We start from the raw sequence: 18,429 nt of genomic DNA, 5'->3' as shown, positions 1-18,429 counted from the left end.
CTCCGCTAGTGCGAGCTTGCAGCTCGTTCATTTTCTGCTTTATACTAAGTCTATTGCTAAAACATCCGCTAGTGCGAGCTTGCAGCTCGTTTATTTTCTGCTTTTATACAAAGTCTATTGCTAAAACTCCCTTTCCGCCACTGTAATCAATTGCACTACTGTACTTCCAATGGTGTGCTTCGGTAACAAAACCGGATACTACTGGGTTTTGATGTATATAATTTACTTTCTGGTCTATTACTTCTGCACTCCATAATTCTATCGGATGGTTATGCTGTTGCCAGAACTGCCGTTTCTTTACATTGCTGTTTTTTGTACCTGCCCGCTGCATCAGCCATAGCATCCACTCCCTCCTGCTTTCCTGCATATTGTTTTCAATTGATGCCTGTAAGGCTTTCGATGTAAATGTTTTCAGGCTCTTTAATAATTCTCCCGGGTTATTGTCCTTTGCCCGAAATATTAAGTGCACATGGCTGGGCATTATACACCAGCAAAAAATTTCCATGCCTTTTTCCTTTCTGCAATAATCCAGGCTTTCAAGCATCCTATCAAAATATAAATCTCTTACAAAAACATCAAGCCAGTAAACTGTGGCAAAGCTTACAAAATACAGTCCTTCTTTATTGTAAAATTTATACTTTCTGCTCATTTAGTGTTTAATAAAGGGAACGAGCTGCAAGCTCGCACCAGCTGGGGGGGATTTTTAGCACTGAACTTCAATAAAAGTACAGAACTTTGATTAAGAACTTCACTTTCATTGAAGCACTAAACTCCCACTTGCGTGTAGCTGCTGTTGTGCGTTCGTTATTTAAGGTACTCCGTGATTAAATCGATTTTCTGTTCAATATAATTGATTGCTGTATTAGGTTTTGTTTCATTCTGTTTGAAGCCGTAAATGTCTTGTCCACAACCGCTACAATATGTGTCTATATCATTGGTCTTACCACATTCACAAGTCCAAACTTCTTTTTCTTTTGATGATAACAACTGTTTTTTTGTTGTACGTGTACCCCGCTCTGTAAAAGTCTCTTGAATATGTTTTCTGATATTCTGCAAATCTTGAATGTCTTGTTTGTCATAAAATGGCTTGTCATGCATTACTACACGAATGCCACGTTTTTGAGTTTGAAAATTTTCACTCTTTAATAGTTCCATATTTTGATTAAAATCAAAAAGATTTAGCTCTTTTATTATTGAAGAGAGTTTTATAGCTATTTGCTCATTTTGTTCTGCAACTCCGCTGTATAAAAGATTGATTTTTTTATCTTCTGGCAATGCATCAATGTAACCAATAAATAATTTGTAATACTTTTCGGTAGTCCCTGGGTAAACTTGTTCGTTCGTAATTACATCTTGGAATTTATTTAAAAGAGATGGAAATACTTCGTCAACTTGGTTTGTCGTAATGAAATTCCAAATGTCCTCATTGAGTGTCAGGCTACCAGAATTAGCTTTTTCGATAATTGCCCTTTTACTTCTCAAGACATTAATCCTTTCCACGCCTACGTTTTCAAGTTTTTCATCTGATTTCGGCAAAACTTTTTCTCCCACTTCTTTTTCTATAATTACGGCCGTACCTACTGCCGTCAACATAAACATAGATTTACCTTTTCCGGATATTTCGTCCATATCAATGCTTAGCCCTACAATACAATTCGCTCCAATTTCATATGCGACATATTTCACTCGTTCTATCGCTTCATTGTAAAGTGAAGTCAGTTGTTTTTGATACGTCCCCGAGCGTCCACCAAAAACGTCACTGAAAGAAGCAAAAAAGTCACTGAATAGGTTTGTCCCTGCGACAACGTGAGCAGATACAGGTCTTAAATATTTTTTCACTTTAAGTCCGTCAATTGTTGACGTTGTTAATACTAGAATATCTTTTGGATTTGCCATATTTTACTGTTTAATTTTTGTCCGTTGTCTTGTTATAATGACGCACAACGTTTTGCCGCTTTGCGAAGGCGGGGATTTTTAGCACTGAACTTCGTTAGATATACAAACCTTGAATTTAGCACTCACTGTCATAGAAGCACGAAACCCCCGCTTTTGCAAAACGTCTGTTAGCTGTAGTGCCTTATTTTTCATTCAATTCTTTTATTATTTTAAACCAACTTTCTATTTCATCATAGCAGTCTAGTTCTATTAAATGTTCTTTGGTAATTTGTTTAGTAAGCTTACCATTTGCTATAGATTTTACTATTTTTTCGTCATTAAATTTCTTTGCTTTATTTGTTACTATTTGTCCAATGTCTGCATTATCCCAATCTTCAATGTCTTTTAAGTCTATTTCAAATTCACTTTCATATAAACAAGCTGGAATGTAATTTTCCATTTCTCTTTTTTTTGTTAAAATCCCTCTTGATGAATTATTTCTTTCATTTATTTTATCAATTGAACTTTGGTATTTATTGTCAGCGTCTTTATCATATAAATGAAATTCTATAACATTTGAACCTTCTAAATATTCTTTATCAACCCAATTAATCAAACTAGAACCACCCATTGGAATTAACTTTATTTTCTCTTTTTCTAAGTCAATAATTTCTTTAAATTCAGGAATAAAATTATTCAAATTTGTTAGGAAATTAACATCATTTGTACCCTCTAAACAAATTACTAATTTTCCAATGTAAGATGAAAGTCCTAATGTATTAGAAATTGCTTTTAATTTTTGTTCGTCTTTTACTATATAATTTTCACCGTCTTTCTTATCAATTAGTATTAAATTTTCATTTTTGAGTTGTTTAGCTATTTCAGGTGAATGTGTTGTAATAATTACTTGATAATTTTCTTTTTGAGCCAAATCATTTAAAGCAGTAACTAACAAATTTTGATGGTCGGGATGTTGTGAGGTTTCAGGTTCTTCAATAGCATAAATAATGCTTTTGTTTTCTTTATTTTTTCTTTCTGCTTCTGCACGAAAATAATTTAATGTTATAAGTCGTCTTACTCCACTTCCTCTTTTATTCATTGGAATATTGTCATCTCCTAAAAATGAAAATGAAAATATTGTATCCCAAGCCTTTGTTGAAACATCAGGCTTTAAAACCTTTGCAAGGTCTGGGTTCATTTCTTTCAATTTTTCAATCGTTTCAATACCAATCTTTTCAGCACTTTCTTTTATTAGTTTTGTTACTTCTTCCAATTTATCGGTAACAGTTTCTATTGCTCTTTTAGTTATTATTTTTAATGGGTCTTGAACCTCTTTATCTGTGTCTTTATTAACTCTATCAGCTTGAAATAAAAAGAATAGAGGTAAATCTTTTGATAAGCTTTCCCAGATATTTTTGCCATCTTCTTTATCAATTGGCATTTCTATCGTTGAGATTTTTGTTAAATCAGAAACGCTATAAATAGCTTTTCTGATTTCTGCTCTTTTACGTTTATCAAAATCAACAGGAATTTTTTTATCCGTATCTGGGTCATAGGGTCCAATTTCTAATCCTTTATCTAAATTTTTTAATTTATTGTTGTTTTGAAGTTCCGAAAGAGCAAATGCAATATCCTCTTTTTCAAGAACTTTCCTCAATTCTTCTATCTTAATTGTTGGCAAAGGTTTATTTGAATATTGACTTGGATAGTTACAAATTAGAAATGTTTTTAAACTTGCTGCTGTGATTTTTCCCTTACTACAATCCCAAGTTTTTTTAATTTCTAATTCGTCTTTTTCATTGAGTAAAAACTCGTCTTTTAAATTTGTTTTGACATCTGTGTCTATCAAATATTCTTTTGTAGTGTCAACTTTAAAACAACATCTTATTGATATATAATTTCCATTAAAAACATTTAGGTCAGAATAATCAATTTTTATTTTGTCTTCGCCAAAGAAAATATCTAATGCTTCAAGTATCGTAGATTTTCCAATATCATTCTTACCAATTAAAACATTTAAATTGTCAACAAAGTCAATTTCTATATTTTTATAGCCTCTAAAGTTTTCTAAAATTAATCTTTGTAAGTACATATTATATTTTGTTGCAGTGTTTTTGTGGCATTACAGCTAACGATTGGCGAATTTGTATTGTAATGGCTTAGAAAGCAAAAACTTTTCTGCCCGTATAAACTTAGTTAATTGCGATGAAATAACGTAAAGCAGTTCAGCCATTATAATACAAATTTGTGGTTACCTGCCGTTATTTTTTTCTTTTTCAAATTGATAGATTATTTTTTCTGCTGTTCGGTGACCACCTCTTTCTATTTCAGTTATTATTATATGACATCTGTTACAGACCGAGAATAGTGAAAAAATTGGTTCGTTTTTTCTAAAATGCCCAATTGTGTGATGAACTTCTACTGCATCTTCGGTGAGGCAAGATTGACATTTATAATTGTCTCTCCTTAATACTATTTCTCTAATGCTTTTCCATCTTTCAGATTTCAAATATTCTGTGTAATCATCCCAAAAATCATCGTGTCTTGCTCTCTTTTTCCTTTCATCAATTTCTGTCAATTCCTTTCGTAAATCAATTCTTTCAGATTCACTTTCATTAACTAGATTTTCATTAAATAAAGGTAAATCATGTTCTTGAAAATTTGCTTTTTTAAGCGCCGTTCCTACCTTTTTCCCACAGGTCTGACATTGATTATAAACAGTAAACTTATTTGGTTCAATATGAATATCAAATTCGTCTTTATAGACTTTTACTGGTTTTAAGAATTGGTCATTACAACAATTTTTTGAATAATTAAATTCCTCATGATAACATCCTTCCTTATTGCAAGAATATAGAGTACCAAACTTTTTATCAACTTCAGATAAGGCTGAATCGCATTTTGGGCATTTAGTCATTTTTTGATTCGATTTTTTTCGTTGTTCAGGTTATAATGGCAGGTAACTAAGATATTTGCGCAATCCCCCTCCTTTCCAAAGATCATCTCCCGCGAACTCAGCAAATCATCTCAATAAAAGTAATATTTTTTATTCAAAACGCAGAGGTAGTTTTCTTTAAAAGCAGACGTGTTGATAATTATATAAATAGCTTTCAAAAAAAAGATTTAAAATTAACCCTTCATATTGTTGCTGCTTTCCAAACTGAACAAGCTCTCAACGCTCTGCACCCTATTTTATCCGTTTATACCCGTTTATACACGGATATAAATGTTTAACATACGGCTAAGTTCATCTCACTGCTGCACCTTTGTCTTGTCGGTTGCCACGGTGGCAACTGTTCGTTAAACAACATTTACAATTTAATTTTTAACATCATGAACAATTTAAGAAACTCTGTACGTTTAATCGGATTTTTAGGCGCAGCGCCAGAACTAAAGGAAATCTCCAAAACCAAAAAACTGGCGAAGCTAAGTTTGGCCACCAGTGATAGCTACCGTAACGATAAAGGCGAGCGGGTGGAAGATACACAATGGCATAATCTGGTGCTGTGGGACAAACAGGCCGACGTGGCGGTTAAATACCTTGACAAAGGCAGTGAAATTGCCATTGAAGGCAAATTGGTAACGCGTAATTACAGCGATAAAGACGGCATTAAACGCTACTATACCGAAATATTGGTGAACGAACTTTTGATGCTGGGTAGAAAGTAGGGCCGAGAATAAATGATGCGCCTTCCTAAAAATTCTTTGTTAGGCGCATTATTTTTTAAGGTGCAGATAACTGTGTATGCTATATCTAATTTGAGTTTAGTTTTACACTTTGGCCCTTCATTTCTTCTTCTAATGCTACTCTAAAGCTGTTTTTCTGCTCGGCAGAAGGGTGAGCTAAACCGCTAGTCTCAAAGCTTTTATCCTGTAGGGTTTTATTTACAACGCTATGAATCACATCGTCCAGCTCTTGAGTGGCCAGTTTCAGATAATCAATTACGTCGCGGTTGCTTTCGTTTGTAAAATCGTCTTTGTTTAGCAGGCTTACCAAACCTAAGATACTGGTTACGGGGCGGCGTAAATCGTGCGAGCTTACCCTTGCTATTTCTTTAAGCTTATTGTTTTGCTCCAAAATTTCTATTTCCCGCTCCTTTAAGGCCGTAACATCTTGTATGGCTCCGATGATAGAAATCGGGCGCTCTAAATCGTCGTACAAAATGTAGCCGCGGTTGTAAACGCATTTAAAACCATCGTCTTTGCCTTTCAAGCGGTACTCGGCTACCCAGCCAGATTCTTTTTTTCTCAAGCATTCGCGCAAGCTCCTAATGGTTTCGGCACGGTCGTCTTTATGGATGTGTCTAATCCACCAATGTTTGGTATCATGGGCTTCTTCCGGCGTATAACCGAAAATGGTGTGCAAGTTGGCACTCCAATATACCTCGTCGCTCAGCAAGTTCCAGTCGTAAATAGCGTCGTTTGTGGCGCGTATCACCATTTCGTAGCGTTTATTCATCTGCAAAAGGGCGTTGTCTTGCTTCAAATCTTCGAATATGATTTTTATGATGTTGCATATCCTGGCGATACTCCGCGACTCGTTCTCGGTTGGTATCCGATTTTCCCTGATGTAAACGGCAAAAACCGCCATTACCTCTTTTGTTTTGTTGCTTAGTATGGGGTAGGTCCAACAAGAGCGGAAGCCATGGCACAACAACAGCTCTTTATAATTGACCCAGCGTTCATCAGTTTCAAGATCGTAGCAAATCACTGCTTTCTTCAAAAATTCAACACCCGAATCTGTAACTTCACTTATCCTCACTTTTTGATTGCGCCATTGCGATAAGTAATTTTCGGGCAATTTTGATGAAGAGATTAAATTCATCTGCTCATCTTCAATTTGAAGCACGGCGCCGGTTAACGAAGGATAAATGCTTTCGAACCCTTCTAAAAGATCCTTAATCACTACGTCAACAGCATAGTTTTTGGTAAGGTTTAGCTCAAAGGTTTTTAGCTCCAGCTCATTCAGCTTATGGTCTATTATGCGGTCCGATATATCGTCAACTAAAATATTGAGTTCATCGCCCAAAGGCACTACCTCAATGCTAAACCAGCAGTTTAGTACCGCAGAAAATTCTACAAACTTTAAACGGATCTGGCTATTGAAAGCGTTGCTGAAATGCTCGATAAATTTAGCATTGGTTTCTTCTGGGAAACTCCCGAAAAAGATGTTGCTGTCTTCATCAAAACTAGGCGACGAGAATTTTTTAGAGGCTGCTTTGTTTTGATAAATCAGATCGAGTTTGCTGTTTAAAATGAAAAAACAATCGGAAGCATTTTCGATGATCGCTTTTAAACGCTCGTCGGCCTGTATCTCGCTGCGGTATTTTTTGGTTATTGTACCGCTAATTACCCGCACCTCATCTATTTTGCAAATTCTCCAGGTTACAGACATTAAACGGCCGTTTTTCTGCCTAATGTTGCTGATGAAGCTTTCCTCATTTTCAAAACCGATAACCCGGCTATAAAGCAAGTCATTTAAGGTTTTGTTATTTTGTGTAAACAATTTTCCGATGGACCGGCCGGTTAAATCGGCGCTGCTGCAGCCCGCCTGGTCGGCTAAGGCTTGGTTAGCTTTAATGATGACCCCATTATCCGTGCAAACGCAAATTAAATCTGTACTATGGCCAATGATACAGTCAATAAAATCGTAAAGTTTTTGGTTTGGCATGTTGGGTACTTACTTCTTAAACTCGAAACTTGTACGGTCAAAGGTTCCCGGTGAGGCATGGTCGCCGGTTTTAAAATCAAAGTTCACATACGTTACGCCCGGAATTTGGGTGAAAGAGTAGGTGCTTTCTGCCAAATAAATTTCGGCGCCCATCGTGCCCGCGCCCTGTGTTAGGTATTGCGCGTTAGGGATGCTCACGTAAACGGTGTCATGGCTTTGCCGAGGCTGCGTAATGGTGATTTCGGGGTATTTGCGGTTTATAGATTCCGTTACATTAGCCAAATTTAAATCCTCGGTTTTCACTTCTTTGGTTTGTGTCATCTGTATTTTTTGCGAGGCCGAATCTAGCACGGCGGACCATGGCACGTCGAACAAAGTTGCGGGCTGTGCGGATGTATTTGGCACTTCCGCTTGTTCAACTTCGTTATCGCGCTGTTTGCTATCGTTGGTGCAGGCACTCAACACAGCTATCGCCGTTAGGAATAAAAATATCTTTTTCATTTTTAATTTAACTGTTTCTCTAGCTAATGAAGCAATTAGTATGCTACTAGCTATAATAACTTTATTTAAGGCGTGGTTACCGCTACTGGCAAAATCTTGCCGTTAAAAAGGCGGTGGCCGGTTAAGGCAAAATCTGCAATGTACTTGCCCATTTCAAAAGCCATTACTGGCGATTGATAACCCGGAAATGCTTTTTCTAGCATTTCCGTTTGTGCGGATCCCAATGCCAAGCAGTTTACGCTGATTTTGTCTGCTAAAAATTCTTGTGCCAAACACTCTGTTAAATTATGCAGGGCCGCTTTACTCGCTGAATAGGCCACTAAGCCCGGGAATTTAGAGCTACCCTGGAAACCGCCCATAGAGCCAATATTCACAATGTGGGATGAAGGGTGTAAGAGCGGTTTCAGCGTTTTGATTATCCTAAAATGGCTTAAAACGTTGCTCTGGAACATTTCGGCCATGTCAAATTCGGTCAACTCGTCAAATGTTTTGTTTATCAGCGTGCCGGCATTGTTAATCAGCACATCAAACTTAGTCCAATGTTGCTGCACAAAGTTGGCAAGCGCAGTTTCCTCGTCGTTTAAAATGTCGAAAACTACGGGTAAAATCACTGCCTCGGGGTTAAGATCAAGACAAATTTTTCTGAGATTTTGCAGTTTTTCTTTAGAACGCGCAATGGCGATAACTTGGTGGCCTTTGGTGCATAGTTCTATGGCAGCTTCAAAACCGATGCCACTGCTGGCGCCGGTAATTATGATTTTTTGAGGCTGAAGCTGATCGTCTAATGACGTGCTTTGCATGTTTGATTTTATTTGATGAGCGTTTTTGTTTTACGTTGCGCCTTTGATTTAGGTTACGTTAACCAAGAATGCTGGATTAAGATACTTAACAAAAGCTTTTGGACTAAGGTAAGATAATTTTTGTGGTGGGAGGGGGTTGCATTAAACATCAACAAAAAAATCCCCCGAGTTCATCAATCGGGGGATTTTTCTAATCTAAATTTCTCAGATTATTTTTTGCAGCACTCTTGCTTCGCTTTGCAGCAAGTAGCGTCTTTTTTGCAGCAACCATCGCCGTTACCTGCAAATGCAGATGATGAACCTAATAAAATTACTGCGGTGAATATGCTTAATGCTAACTTTTTCATGATTATTTTTTTAATGTTTTGTTTTTAAATGATTTGTTTAACGTGTTTTCCGGCAGACTAACAATTATAATCAACTGTTTCTGGCGGTTGAAAAACATCGGTTATAAACTTATCTAATACAAAATAAACAGCTTTATCACTTGGTTTTACTGCCATTTGGTGATAGCGGTTTTTTAAAAAAATTGAACGGCTTAACACATAATAGCTACAACCAAAGGGCATGCTGCAAAAATTAGAGGTGCAACAATCGCGGCTTTGCTTTTCTTGTGACTTTTTAGCGTGATGGTCTTTCTCGCAACAAGTCATGTTGCAATTTATCTCCATCTTGTTTTTAGGTAAAAAATGTTCAAAACCAAAGCTGTTTGCAGCGATACTTAATATCAACAGGCTGGCGAATATGGTTTTGATGATTTTCACGTTCACAAATATAGCAGATAGCTTTATAAAACAAAGTTGTGGATTGTAACATTAGGCTATATAAACCAAAAGAGATTTAAGCGCCCCATATATTATGCTTTTAACAAATTAAGGGCATTATTCGAGTTTTTCCCTATAAAGTCTCTAGAACACCCCTATAAAGTCCCTATAATAAGTTTATAAAAGATAGATATTCCAGCACAAAAAAAGCTCCTGGACACATCGCGTTCAGGAGCCTTTAATAGCGTTAGCTATAAAATTATTTATAAGCAATCTCGCTCCATTTTAACTCTTTTTGGAACTGGTTAATTTCTGTAGTTGCGTCTATAGTGACTAGCTCGATACCCGCCATTTTAGCAAAATCTCTAAAATAATCGGTAGTTAAACATTGGCTGTAAACGGTATGGTGCGCGCCACCCGCGTAAATCCAAGCAGTGCAACCGGTTTTCATATCGGGCAGAGGTTTCCAAAGTACGCGTGCCACCGGAAGTTTCGGAAGTTCGTTTTCTACTTCAACGGCCTCCACTTCGTTAACAATTAACCTAAAACGGTTGCCCATATCTACCAAAGAAGCGTTCAGCGCGTTTCCGCCAGCAACGTTAAATACCAAACGTGCAGGGTCTGCTTTACCGCCAATACCCAACTCATGTACCTCTAAATTAGCTTTTCCTTTAGCTAAAGAAGCGTCTATCTCTAACATATGCGAACCTAAAACCATCGGATTTTGTGGGTCAAAATGGTAGGTGTAATCTTCCATAAAGGCAGTTCCACCTTCTAAACCAGTCGACATTACTTTACAAGCTCTAAGTAAGGCTGCGGTTTTCCAGTCGCCTTCACCGGCAAAACCAAAACCTTGTTGCATTAAACGTTGCGATGCGATGCCCGGTAATTGCACCATTCCATGTAAATCCTCAAAAGTATCTGTAAAGCCTTTATAGCCTCCATCTACCAGGAATTTTTTAATACCCAGCTCAATACGTGCAGCTTCTACTACCGACTCTCTTTTTGCGCCACCGGCCAATAATTCTGAAGCCAACACATAGCTGTCTTCGTATTCTTTTACTAAAGCATCAACATCTGCCTGTGCAATGCTGTTTATTACAGCAACCACATCGCCAACGCCGTGGGTATTCACAGAGAAACCAAACTTAAGTTCAGCTTCCACTTTATCACCTTCGGTAACTGCAACAAAACGCATGTTATCGCCTATGCGCACAAATTTAGCACCTTGCCAATCGTGCCATCCGGCTGCGGCGCGTGTCCAAACGTTAATCTCTTCTAAAACCTGCTCATCTTGCCAAAAACCAACCACAACCTTACGCTCTATACGCATCCGCGAAACCATAAAGCCAAACTCGCGGTCGCCATGTGCGCTTTGGTTTAGGTTCATGAAATCCATGTCAATCGTGCTCCAAGGGATGTCGCGATTAAATTGCGTGTGCAGGTGCAACATCGGTTTTTTAAGGATGCCCAAACCTCTGATCCACATTTTGGCCGGCGAGAAGGTGTGCATCCAAGTGATGATACCGATACAGTTTTCGGCCACGTTTGCTTGCGCGATGGTGTCGTAAATCTCGTCGGATGATTTTAAAATAGGTTTAAAAACCACCTTAACGGGGATGTTTGGCGCTTGGTCTAAAAATTTAGCTACTTCTTGCGAGTGCGCGGTCACTTGCTTTAAAGTTTCATCGCCGTATAAGTTTTGCGTACCGGTAAGGAACCAAACCTCTAAATGTTTTAAATTGTTCATTATGTTATCTGTCTAATATTGTTGTTTTTAAATCTATTCACCATTCTCTCCTTCACTCATTCAAAATTGACTATTGCCCATAATAGGCTCCCTCGCCATGCTTTCTTTCCCAGTGTTTACGGATAAGTGAGTCTTTCATGCGTGCCACTTTACCTTCAATCTGCTCGGTAAGTAAAGCCATTTGTGCGCAGGTTTCTAAAACGGCGCTGTTGTAAACCGCTTTGGCCGCTGTTTTTCCCCAGGTAAAAGGCGCGTGGTTACCCACTAAAATCATCTCGACTTCTTTATAGCTTAAGTTTTCAGCTTTTAAATGGTTCATAATCTGGAAACCGGTTTCATATTCGTAATTTCCTTTGATCATGCTGTCTTCCATTGGTGGCGCACAAGGGATATCAACGGTAAGATGGTCGGCATGGGTGGTCCCGTAAATCGGGATCGCTCTTAAGCTTTGCGCCCAAGCCGTTCCGTAGGTGCTATGCGTATGTACAATGCCACCTATGCTATCCCAATGTTTATATAAAACGGCGTGTGTTTTAGTGTCTGATGATGGACGTAAGTTGCCTTCAACGGTATTGGCGTCAAAATCTACAATCACCATTTTTTCTGGCGAGAGTTCTTCGTAAGGTACACCACTAGGTTTAATGGCAAAAACGCCTTTATTGCGGTCCACCGCGCTTACATTTCCAAACGTAAATAAAACCAAGCCCAATTTTGGCAGTTGCATATTGGCTTCGTAAGCCTCTTCTCTTATGTCTTTATAGTTCATTTATTTTTGAAAAGTTAAATGTTCTTCAATGAATGCCCCGGCCTGCACGTAGGTTTGATAACGCTTGGCATATATTTTTGCTTTTTCGGGGTTTGGATGGTATTCTGCATCAAAACCTTGGCCCATAGCTTTCATTGCGTCTTCTACTTTTGGGTAAATTCCGGCGACGGTAGCGGCAAACATGGCCGCGCCTATGGCGCAAGTTTGTTCTGATTTATGGATTTTGATAGGCCTGTTCATCACATCGGCCATCATTTGCATAATGTAAGGGGATTTTTTTGCCACGCCTCCCAAACCAATTAAACCTTCTACTTGTACGCCCTGCTGGATAAACTGATCAACAATCTTTTTAGCTCCAAAACAGGTGGCCTCTACCAAAGCTTTAAACATTTTTACAGCATCGGTTCCTAAATCCAACCCGAAAAACGCGCCTTTTAACATCTGGTTGGCGTTTGGTGTACGGCGGCCGTTTAACCAATCAATGGCGTATTCGTCTTTTTCTGTTAAAGGGAGTTGGTCTGCTTTTTTTGCCAGAACCGGAATCAGCTGTTCTTCAATTTTATTTAGCAAAGCATCTGTTTCAGCATTTGGGTTTTCGGCCACGATGTTACGGATAGGCCATAATAGCAAGTTTTTAAACCAAGCATAGGCATCGCCGAAGGCAGATTGCCCCGCTTCTAAACCAGCCATACCGGGAATTACCGAGCCATTTACCTGTCCGCAAATGCCTGCCACCAATTTGCCCTGCATGTCTTGGTTTGGTGCTACTAAAATATCGCAGGTGGATGTCCCCATTACTTTACTCAGGTAATAAGGCTCAATCTGCCCGCCAACGGCGCCAAAATGCGCATCAAAAGCACCTACACCAACCACAACGTCAGTGCTTAATCCTAATTTTTCTGCCCATTCGGCAGATAGGTTGCCTACTTTTTGGTCTGATGTATAAGTTTCTGCAAATAATTTATCGCGGTAGCCTGCTAAAATAGGGTCTAAAGAAGTGAAAAATTCTTCTGGTGGCAAACCGCCAAATTCTTCGGCCCATAAAGCTTTGTGCCCCGCGGCGCAACGGCTGGCCATAATATCTTTGGCATTTTTGCCTCCCGTTAATAAAAACGGCAACCAATCGCATTGCTCAACCCAAGTGTAGGTGTTTTCGGCAACGGCGGCGTCGCTTCTTAATATATGTAAAAATTTAGCCCAAAACCATTCCGACGAGTATATGCCGCCACAATAAGCCAAATAATTGGTGTCGAATTTTGTGGCGTGTTGGTTTATCTCTGCCGCTTCTTGCACGCCGGTATGGTCTTTCCAAAGCACAAACATGGCGTTGGGATTTTCTGCAAATTGTGGCAGTAAAGCCAAAGGCACACCTTGCTCATTTACGGCAACCGGGGTTGATCCGGTGGTGTCAATAGAGATGGCCACAATTTTATCGGCGATGCCTTCGGGGCTTTTTGCCACCGCTTGCCGGATGGTTTCTGTTAAGCCTTCGGTATAGTCTAAGGGATGCTGACGGAATTGGCTTTGAGACGGGTCGCAATATTTACCGGCTTTCCAGCGCGGATAATAAAATACGGCCGATGAAATTTCCTCGCCGTTGGCGCTGTCCACAATTACAGAACGTACCGAATCTGAACCGTAATCTACCCCGATTACATATTTTTTGTCTGCCATTTTTGGTGTTTTTAGAGCTGGCTGTAAGCCAGCGTTAAAAGCGTATTGAAATTATAATGATTGGTTTGTTTATCTAATTCGTAATAAAAAGCGCCTTTTTTTGAGCCGCTTTTATCTTTTTCGTTCAGTTTGTGCAAAAGCTTGCTGCCTAAAAGTTTTCGGCTAAAGTTGCGTTTGTCAAAACTGGATTCAAAAACTTCTTCGTAAAGCTGTTGGATTTGTGGGATGGTGAATTTCTCGCCTAACAGCTCAAATAATATCGGCTGTAAAGCGGCTTTTTTCTTCAGATAATCCCGGCCAACGGCAACCATCTCTTCATGGTCGAAAATTAAGGCCGGAATTTCATCAACTTTGAACCAGTGTGCCTCATAAGCGTGGTTCAGCTGTGCCTCAAATTTACTAATATCAATTAAGCTGGAGTAAACGATGCTGATGGTACGCTCGGCAGGGTCGCGGTCAAATTTGCTGAATGTGGCAATCTGCTCCATAAAAATCCCCTCTAAGCCGGTAAGCTCTTTTAAAACACGGGAGGCGGCCTCATCTGCAGATTCTTTATCTTTTAAGAAGCCACCCATCAAGCTCCACTCATTTTGGTAAGGCTGCAGTTTTCTTTTGATAAGCAATACTTTAAGTGTCTGATTTTCGAAACCGAAAATAAGGCAATCTACCGCTACTAAAGGCCTAATGTATTTTGAGGTTTGAGACATAATTTATTTGTTGCGTAAATGTAAGTGTTGTTGTGACAATTAAAAAATTAAATAAGATATTTTTAAAAATAGCTGGGAATAAAGCGGGGGGTGAGTTTTGCGTAAGGTTTGTAAATAAAAAACGCTTGATGGTTAACACGTTGGTTTTATTGTATCAGAATTTTTAATTGATAAATTTAATGATATCGCACAATTTTACACTACTTTGTATCAAAGTTTAATGCAATAAAAACATCCTTTATGTCCCGTTTAAAATCTGCTTTGGCATTTGTTGGCCTGTTATTTTCTTTTGCTACTGTATCCGCGCAAAGCGAAATTGCGGCTAAAGATTCTCAGTTAGCAATTTACCGTGCCACGGCAGAAAAGATTAATGATTTGGTGCATACTAAATTAGACGTGAGTTTTGATTACCAGAAAGCCTACCTACATGGTAAAGCTTGGATAACGCTGCAACCGCATTTTTACGCAACAGATTCACTTACCTTGGATGCCAAGGGCATGGATATTAAAAACGTATCGATAGTTAACGGCAACCTTAACAGTCCGTTAAAGTACAGTTATGACAGTTTGCAGCTTAAAATTAAATTGGGAAAAACCTATACCGCAGCCGAAAAGTACACCGTTTACATTGCCTACACTGCAAAGCCTAATGAGCTTAAAGTAAAAGGAAGCGCAGCCATAACAGATGCCAAAGGTTTGTATTTTATAAATCCCGACAGTAGCGTAGCCGGAAAGCCGGTGCAAATATGGACGCAGGGCGAAACAGAAAGTTCTTCGGTTTGGTTCCCCACTATTGATAAAACCAACCAAAAAACCACGCAAGAAATCAGCATGACGGTGCCTGCAAAATACGTTACCTTATCTAACGGTGCCTTAGTTAGCCAACGCAGCAACAATAACGGCACCCGCACAGATACCTGGAAAATGGATAAACCGCACGCGCCTTATTTGTTTATGATGGCCGTTGGCGATTTTAAAGTTTATAAAGACAAATACAAAAACATCCCGGTAGATTATTATCTGGAACCGGCCTACGCGCCTTACGCTAAAGATATTTTTGGTAAAACACCGGCAATGATTGATTTTTTTGCCGACAAGTTGGGCATAGCTTATCCTTGGAATAAATATGCCCAAATTGTAGTGCGCGATTACGTGAGTGGTGCCATGGAAAACACTACCGCAACCTTACATGGCTCTTTTGTGCAACAAACCAAGCGCGAGCTTTTAGACGGAAGCAATGGCGAAGAGGTGATTGCGCACGAGCTTTTTCACCAATGGTTTGGCGATTATGTTACCGCCGAAAGCTGGAGCAATTTGACTGTAAATGAGTCTTTTGCTGATTTTAGCGAAACCCTGTGGCTAGAGCATGACAAAGGTAAAGATGCCGGAGACAAGCACAATTACGAGTCGATGCGATCTTATTTGTTATCGCCCGATGCTAAAAACAAACCTTTGGTACGTTTTTATTATGCCGATAAAGAAGACATGTTTGATGTGGTGAGCTACCAAAAAGGCGGACGTATTTTAAATATGTTACGCAATTATTTGGGCGAGGATGCTTTTTTCAAAGGATTGAACCTGTATCTGACGGCTAATGCCTTAGGTACGGGTGAGGCTCATCAGTTGCGCCTGGCTTTTGAACAAGTGAGCGGAAAAGATTTAAACTGGTTTTTTAACCAGTGGTATTTTAGGGCGGGCCATCCGTTAATGGATATCAGCTATAAATGGGACGCGCAAAGCAAAACGCAAACGGTTTATCTTAAGCAATTGCAAGATAGCGATGCCTTCATTTTACCCATCAAAATTGATGTTTACGAGGGCGGAAAAGTATCGCGCAAGCAAATTTGGATGAATGCGAAGGCGGATTCCATCAGCTTTAAGCTAAATGCCAAGCCAGATTTGGTAAACGTAGATGCCGATAAAATTTTGCTGATGGAGAAGACGGATGCAAAAACTATGGCCGAATACGAGTTTCAGTACAAAAATGCGCCTTTGTATGTAGATCGTTTAGAGGCCATTAACGCAGCTATAGCCGATGGTAAAAGCAAAACCGCACGTGCTATTTTGATTGCAGCGTTAAAAGATGCTTATCCCGGCTTGCAGATTGAAGCCATACACAATTTAAAATTGGTAGATGCTGAGGTGAAACAACAGGTTTTGCCCGTGATTTTAGATTTGGCTAAAAATAGCAGCAACACTTTAGTTAAAGCGGCGGCTATAGCGTCATTATCAAACCTGCAAGATAAAACATACCTGCCATTATACCGCGAGGCTGTTAAAAACCCGTCCTATGCGGTGGAAGGCGCAGCTTTAGAGGCGATAGCAGCTTTGGACATGGACGAAGCAAAAGGCATTGCCGTGAATCTACAAAAAGACAGCAAAGGACCTTTGGTAAATGCCATTGTAAACATTTACGGCGTGCAAGGTGCCGATGCGGAATTTCCTTACGTTTACCAATCTTTTATGGACGCCGGCACGCAACAACAGTTTGAGCTAATTCCGGGTTTGGCAAGCATACTGATGAACGTGCAAAACACCGAATATGTTAAGCAAGGCCTGGCAGAACTGGAACGGATGGCGAAACAGTTTAAACGTTATAACGTTGATAAATACGTGAATGCCATGTTAGCCAATGTTTTGCAGGTAAAAAAAGACGATAGGGACAATGCACCTGCCGAGGTAAAAGCCAAATTTGACGAGCAAGTAAAGGCGGTTGAAGAAACGGTGGCAAGAATTGGGAGCTAGACTTTTGCTTAAAATCAACACACTTCCCGATTTTAAAAATCATTTCGGGGTACAACTGCATCAGGCCTGCAATTTCGTACTGATTAAACGTTTAGCAGCTTGTTGAAAAGCATAATCTTTTGAATCTTGAGGCAAACTGGCATTGCATGTGTTAAAATAATGCCATGACCTCCAGCTCCAAAGTTTCCATTTACGCGGCTTTAGCCGCAAACATTGGCATTGCCATCATCAAATTTATTGCCGCAACCATTACCGGCAGTTCTTCTATGCTATCAGAAGGAATCCATAGTGCTGTAGATTCTGGCAATCAAATTTTATTGTTGGTAGGCATAAAACGGAGTCGGCGCCCGGCAGATGAAAACCATCCATTTGGGCACGGGCAAGAGTTGTATTTTTGGTCCTTAATTGTGGCCGTTTTAATTTTCGGTTTGGGCGGAGGCATGTCTGTTTATGAAGGCGTGCTGCACATTAAAAACCCTGAAACTTTAACCGATCCGCTGTGGAATTACGTAGTGCTTTGCATTGCCATATTGTTTGAGGGCGCATCTTTTATCGTAGCTATTCGCGGGTTTCTAAAGTTAGAAGGCAAAGGGCAGTTTTTTAGCAAATTGAGGCAAAGCAAAGACCCTTCTCTTTTTGTGGTGATTTATGAGGATGGCGCCGCTTTATGCGGTTTGTTATTGGCCGGTGCCGGCGTTTTTTTAAGCCACTATTTTAATGATCCGCGTATTGATGGCCTTGCCTCTATTTTAATTGGAGTTCTACTGGCTTTTGTAGCGATAGCTTTGGTTATTGAAAGTCGCAATTTATTGATTGGCGAAAGCGCAAACAAAGCGCAAATTGAACGCGTGAAGCAGTTGGTAAATGCAGATGAAGATGTTGAGCAGCTACGTCCGCCTTTAACCATGCAATTAGGGCCAGATGAAGTTTTGTTGGCACTTGATATTCAGTTTAAAGAACACCTGCGCGCATCCGAACTTGCTAAAGTGATCCAGCGTTTAGAAAACCGCATCAAATCGGAAATCCCGATGATTAAGCAGATTTTTATCGAGGCAAATTTCGTAAAAAGGGAGCCTCGCCCCATCCATCTCTAAAGGAGAGGGAGATAAGATGGGATAAAAGCGCAATGTTGATTTGTAATTCATAGACTTGACCAAAAAAAACTCCCAATAAACT

15 protein-coding genes are annotated in these 18,429 nt (G+C 39.5%); 3 read left to right on the top strand and 12 right to left on the bottom strand.

Features of this window, described 5'->3' with window-relative positions:
• Positions 1-103 precede the first annotated feature (103 nt).
• The 4 genes from BCY91_RS16415 to BCY91_RS16400 all read right to left on the bottom strand — a co-directional run bounded on the left by BCY91_RS16415 (position 104) and on the right by BCY91_RS16400 (position 4,792).
• Entirely contained in the window at positions 104-649 is a 546-nt protein-coding gene (locus tag BCY91_RS16415) for an REP-associated tyrosine transposase (protein WP_120181092.1), read from the bottom strand.
• Positions 650-804: 155 nt separating this feature from the next.
• The gene (locus BCY91_RS16410; protein ID WP_120183130.1) at positions 805-1,896 is read right to left on the bottom strand and encodes a YbjQ family protein; all 1,092 of its coding nucleotides are present in this window, start codon (positions 1,894-1,896) and stop codon (positions 805-807) included.
• A 181-nt stretch (positions 1,897-2,077) separates the two neighbouring features.
• Complete coding sequence (locus BCY91_RS16405; RefSeq protein WP_120183129.1) at positions 2,078-3,967, bottom strand: ATP-binding protein; 1,890 nt, start codon at positions 3,965-3,967, stop codon at positions 2,078-2,080.
• A 159-nt stretch (positions 3,968-4,126) separates the two neighbouring features.
• Positions 4,127-4,792 (bottom strand): HNH endonuclease, encoded by a 666-nt coding sequence (locus tag BCY91_RS16400; RefSeq protein ID WP_120183128.1) that lies wholly within the window; start codon positions 4,790-4,792, stop codon positions 4,127-4,129.
• A 416-nt stretch (positions 4,793-5,208) separates the two neighbouring features.
• Between BCY91_RS16400 and BCY91_RS16395 the strand changes: the two genes are divergently transcribed.
• Positions 5,209-5,544: a single-stranded DNA-binding protein gene (locus tag BCY91_RS16395; protein WP_120183127.1), complete on the top strand. Its 336-nt coding sequence runs from the start codon at positions 5,209-5,211 to the stop codon at positions 5,542-5,544.
• A gap of 85 nt (positions 5,545-5,629) precedes the next feature.
• Here the strand turns inward: BCY91_RS16395 and BCY91_RS16390 are convergent, their stop codons facing one another.
• From BCY91_RS16390 to BCY91_RS16350, 8 genes are all read right to left on the bottom strand, one after another.
• Positions 5,630-7,546, bottom strand: a complete 1,917-nt coding sequence (locus tag BCY91_RS16390; RefSeq protein WP_120183126.1) for a PAS domain S-box protein — start codon at positions 7,544-7,546, stop codon at positions 5,630-5,632.
• A 9-nt stretch (positions 7,547-7,555) separates the two neighbouring features.
• Positions 7,556-8,047, bottom strand: coding sequence for a membrane lipoprotein lipid attachment site-containing protein (locus tag BCY91_RS16385; protein WP_120183125.1), 492 nt, complete (start codon positions 8,045-8,047; stop codon positions 7,556-7,558).
• A gap of 65 nt (positions 8,048-8,112) precedes the next feature.
• On the bottom strand, positions 8,113-8,847 hold the full coding sequence (locus tag BCY91_RS16380; RefSeq protein ID WP_120183124.1) for an SDR family NAD(P)-dependent oxidoreductase: 735 nt from the start codon (positions 8,845-8,847) through the stop codon (positions 8,113-8,115).
• 209 nt (positions 8,848-9,056) lie between these two features.
• Positions 9,057-9,194: a hypothetical protein gene (locus BCY91_RS17675; protein ID WP_182995419.1), complete on the bottom strand. Its 138-nt coding sequence runs from the start codon at positions 9,192-9,194 to the stop codon at positions 9,057-9,059.
• 676 nt (positions 9,195-9,870) lie between these two features.
• Positions 9,871-11,361, bottom strand: a complete 1,491-nt coding sequence (gene araA, locus BCY91_RS16365) for an L-arabinose isomerase (RefSeq protein WP_120183121.1) — start codon at positions 11,359-11,361, stop codon at positions 9,871-9,873.
• A gap of 70 nt (positions 11,362-11,431) precedes the next feature.
• Positions 11,432-12,127, bottom strand: a complete 696-nt coding sequence (locus BCY91_RS16360; RefSeq protein WP_120183120.1) for an L-ribulose-5-phosphate 4-epimerase — start codon at positions 12,125-12,127, stop codon at positions 11,432-11,434.
• Positions 12,128-13,801, bottom strand: coding sequence for a ribulokinase (locus BCY91_RS16355; RefSeq protein WP_120183119.1), 1,674 nt, complete (start codon positions 13,799-13,801; stop codon positions 12,128-12,130).
• Positions 13,802-13,812: 11 nt separating this feature from the next.
• Entirely contained in the window at positions 13,813-14,508 is a 696-nt protein-coding gene (locus tag BCY91_RS16350) for an NUDIX hydrolase (protein WP_120183118.1), read from the bottom strand.
• A 240-nt stretch (positions 14,509-14,748) separates the two neighbouring features.
• Here BCY91_RS16350 and BCY91_RS16345 point away from each other — a divergent pair, with 240 nt between their 5' ends.
• Positions 14,749-17,253, top strand: a complete 2,505-nt coding sequence (locus BCY91_RS16345; protein WP_120183117.1) for a M1 family aminopeptidase — start codon at positions 14,749-14,751, stop codon at positions 17,251-17,253.
• Between the two features lie 164 nt (positions 17,254-17,417).
• On the top strand, positions 17,418-18,347 hold the full coding sequence (locus BCY91_RS16340) for a cation diffusion facilitator family transporter (RefSeq protein ID WP_120183116.1): 930 nt from the start codon (positions 17,418-17,420) through the stop codon (positions 18,345-18,347).
• Positions 18,348-18,429: the final 82 nt, after the last annotated feature.

Source organism: Pelobium manganitolerans, assembly GCF_003609575.1.
GTDB lineage: Bacteria > Bacteroidota > Bacteroidia > Sphingobacteriales > Sphingobacteriaceae > Pseudopedobacter > Pseudopedobacter manganitolerans.
This window is presented reverse-complemented; position numbering and strand designations above follow the sequence as displayed.

Excerpts from the sequence above, each read along its gene's own strand:
- BCY91_RS16410 (WP_120183130.1), bottom strand. The coding sequence starts at position 1,896 with ATGGCAAATCCAAAAGATATTCTAGTATTAACAACGTCAACAATTGAC.
- araA (WP_120183121.1), bottom strand. The coding sequence starts at position 11,361 with ATGAACAATTTAAAACATTTAGAGGTTTGGTTCCTTACCGGTACGCAA.
- BCY91_RS16360 (WP_120183120.1), bottom strand. The coding sequence starts at position 12,127 with ATGAACTATAAAGACATAAGAGAAGAGGCTTACGAAGCCAATATGCAA.
- BCY91_RS16395 (WP_120183127.1), top strand. The coding sequence starts at position 5,209 with ATGAACAATTTAAGAAACTCTGTACGTTTAATCGGATTTTTAGGCGCA.
- BCY91_RS16415 (WP_120181092.1), bottom strand. The coding sequence starts at position 649 with ATGAGCAGAAAGTATAAATTTTACAATAAAGAAGGACTGTATTTTGTA.
- BCY91_RS16385 (WP_120183125.1), bottom strand. The coding sequence starts at position 8,047 with ATGAAAAAGATATTTTTATTCCTAACGGCGATAGCTGTGTTGAGTGCC.
- BCY91_RS16380 (WP_120183124.1), bottom strand. The coding sequence starts at position 8,847 with ATGCAAAGCACGTCATTAGACGATCAGCTTCAGCCTCAAAAAATCATA.
- BCY91_RS17675 (WP_182995419.1), bottom strand. The coding sequence starts at position 9,194 with ATGAAAAAGTTAGCATTAAGCATATTCACCGCAGTAATTTTATTAGGT.
- BCY91_RS16345 (WP_120183117.1), top strand. The coding sequence starts at position 14,749 with ATGTCCCGTTTAAAATCTGCTTTGGCATTTGTTGGCCTGTTATTTTCT.
- BCY91_RS16350 (WP_120183118.1), bottom strand. The coding sequence starts at position 14,508 with ATGTCTCAAACCTCAAAATACATTAGGCCTTTAGTAGCGGTAGATTGC.
- BCY91_RS16400 (WP_120183128.1), bottom strand. The coding sequence starts at position 4,792 with ATGACTAAATGCCCAAAATGCGATTCAGCCTTATCTGAAGTTGATAAA.
- BCY91_RS16340 (WP_120183116.1), top strand. The coding sequence starts at position 17,418 with ATGACCTCCAGCTCCAAAGTTTCCATTTACGCGGCTTTAGCCGCAAAC.
- BCY91_RS16355 (WP_120183119.1), bottom strand. The coding sequence starts at position 13,801 with ATGGCAGACAAAAAATATGTAATCGGGGTAGATTACGGTTCAGATTCG.
- BCY91_RS16390 (WP_120183126.1), bottom strand. The coding sequence starts at position 7,546 with ATGCCAAACCAAAAACTTTACGATTTTATTGACTGTATCATTGGCCAT.
- BCY91_RS16405 (WP_120183129.1), bottom strand. The coding sequence starts at position 3,967 with ATGTACTTACAAAGATTAATTTTAGAAAACTTTAGAGGCTATAAAAAT.